Source organism: Mycobacterium kyorinense, assembly GCF_002101735.1.
Taxonomy (GTDB): domain Bacteria; phylum Actinomycetota; class Actinomycetes; order Mycobacteriales; family Mycobacteriaceae; genus Mycobacterium; species Mycobacterium kyorinense.
Genome location: NZ_LQPE01000155.1, coordinates 1 through 1,149, shown reverse-complemented (window position 1 = coordinate 1,149; position 1,149 = coordinate 1). Strand labels below are relative to the sequence as shown.

1 protein-coding gene is annotated in these 1,149 nt (G+C 67.1%); it reads right to left on the bottom strand.

What is annotated here, in order from left to right:
• Positions 1–1,149, bottom strand: a 1,149-nt coding sequence (locus AWC14_RS21780) for a condensation domain-containing protein (protein WP_142281789.1), incomplete at both ends; no start/stop codon positions are given.

Below are 1,149 nucleotides of genomic sequence, written 5' to 3'. Positions count from 1 at the left end.
GCCCCGGCCTTGAGCACCGCCAAAATCGCCACGATCGCCTCAGCCGAGCGCGACAACAGCAGCGCCACACATTCGCCCGGCTCTGCTCCGTGAGCAGCCAGCAGGTGCGCCAACCGGTTGGCCGCCTCATCAACCTCGCGATACGTCCACGAGCGACCTGCGCAGCTGATCGCCACCGCATCCGGGGTGCGGGCCACCTGCGCGGCGAACAACCCCGGAACCGACACCGCAGGGACCGTGCGGCACAACACCGCTCGGTCACCCCACTCATCCAACCGGGCATACTCACCCTCGTCGAGCAGACCAATCGACGACAACCGCCGCGCCGGCTCGGCAGTCATCGCCACCAACACCCGCTCCAACCGCCCGACCAACACCTCGACGCTCGCCGCGTCGAACACATCGGTACGAAACTCCACCGCACCACCAATCCCCGCCGGCTCACCAGCGTCGGTGAAATGCTCACCTACCGAGAGTGTGAGATCCATGCGGGCGCTGCGGGTCTCGACGGGCAGCGGCATGGCCTGCACATCTCCTAAAGCGAGCTTCGCGGGCTCGTTGTTCTGCCAGGCCAAGGCCACCTGCACCAAGGGGTGATGGGCCATGCTGCGGACCGGGTTGAGCCGCTCCACCAACACCTCGAACGGCACGTCTTGGTGTTCGTACGCGGCCAGGCTGCGCGCCCGCACCTGGGCCAGCAGCTCGGCGACGGTGGGATCCCCACCCAAGTCGACCCGCAATACCAAGGTGTTGACGAAAAACCCCACCAGCTCATCGAGCGCCGGATCGCGCCGCCCGGCGATCGGGAACCCCACCGCCACATCAGAACTGGCACTAAGCTTGGCCAACAACACCGCCAGCGCAGCCTGAACCACCATGAAACTCGTCGCATTGTGCCCGCGCGCCACCCGGGCCACCCGCTGCTGCAGCTCGGCCGGCCAGGCCACCGACACGCTGGCGCCGCGCTGATCGGCAACCGGCGGGTAAGGCCGATCGGTGGGCAACTGCAGCCGCTCGGGCATCCCCGCCAGCGCCTGCTCCCAGTAAGCCAGCTGCGCTGCGATCGGGCTATCAGGATCATCAAGTGAACCGAACTGGGCACGCTGCCACAACGTGTAATCGACATACTGCACCGGCAACTCGGCCCAC